This window comes from Halalkalibacterium halodurans, from assembly GCF_004376175.1.
GTDB lineage: Bacteria > Bacillota > Bacilli > Bacillales > Bacillaceae_D > Halalkalibacterium > Halalkalibacterium halodurans.
In genome coordinates this window covers 1-1069 of the sequence record NZ_SNUY01000156.1, presented here as the reverse complement: position 1 = coordinate 1069, position 1069 = coordinate 1, and the positions used below count along the sequence as shown (strand labels likewise).

The following is a 1069-nucleotide window of genomic DNA, read 5'->3' as shown; positions in this document are numbered from 1 at the left end:
TTTCTTTGTCATGCACATTTTTGAAAATACAATGAAAATAATGAGTGTGCAGGCCATTCCAATCCAATTTCCAGTAATTTTGGTTCATTTCACCCGGAAAATTGTTATTTATTCCGAGACTCTATATCCATCAATCCAATGGAAAAAAGACCGTACCAAGCTACACTTGTGTCAACATCATAGCGCTCGACTTTCGTTCGGTAAGCACCGTCCGGACCGACAGACGATGTCACTTCAACGCATTCCAAGTCGTGGACACATGCATAGCGCTCTTGCTCATTCATATGGGCAAGAATTGAAGCTTCCGTCATTGGAATGCGTGCAATGTATAGGAAAAGGATCAGCCAACTACTAAATCAACTGTGAATTTCTTTTAAGATTTTTGCTTTATTTGTCGTAAACAAAAGGTAGTCTTGTTTTTTCGTTTTAATCATGATTCGATCGGTTGTACCATAAGGCGTGCCGATTCTAACAGCAGCTGGATTTTCTCCACCATAAGTCTCGTCTTCATTCACTTCGTGGTGGTGCTCAACTGCCACTGAATGACTAGATTCGTTTCATCCTTTTTTACGTTTATTCCTAGCATGTTACCAATCCTCTCTCATTAGGTGTAAGGAATATCGTGCTTGCTTGCACTTACAAACACTGATGTTTATGGATATAATAACCATACCATAGAGGACTCTTTTCTAGCAACCGGATTTACAATCCTTGGTAGAGCGAGTGCCTTAGGATATAATTGATTAAGGAATGTATTTCGACCATTGATGTTGCTTTTCTTGAATTTACTGTGAAAAACGAACGTGGATTTAAATGAACAATTCAATCTTAGAATGGGGGGATAAAAAGCTCTAAATACGTCACCGCCTAATTACCAAGAAGAGTAAGTGGTCAACTAGACGGAGTTCTTTCCCAGATGACGAGTAAGTCTCGTCCTAATTAAAAGGTAGTGTCAAAAGTTCTATGAAAAACTAGCACGGTTCATACTACCTACCATTTATTAGGTGGAAATGCCACGCTATCGCTCTTGACAAACACACCAATGGTTTATTCAGAGGTCAATCAAGGG

Annotated in this window: 1 protein-coding gene and 1 pseudogene; both read right to left on the bottom strand. The window is 39.4% G+C overall.

Going from position 1 to position 1069, the window contains the following annotated elements:
* Nucleotides 1-104: 104 nt before the first annotated feature.
* The gene (locus tag E2L07_RS20570) at nt 105-311 is read right to left on the bottom strand and encodes a hypothetical protein (RefSeq protein ID WP_134230534.1); all 207 of its coding nucleotides are present in this window, start codon (nt 309-311) and stop codon (nt 105-107) included.
* A gap of 45 nt (nt 312-356) precedes the next feature.
* Nucleotides 357-586, bottom strand: a pseudogene (locus E2L07_RS20565) (SunI/YnzG family protein).
* Between the last annotated feature and the right edge of the window lie 483 nt (nt 587-1069).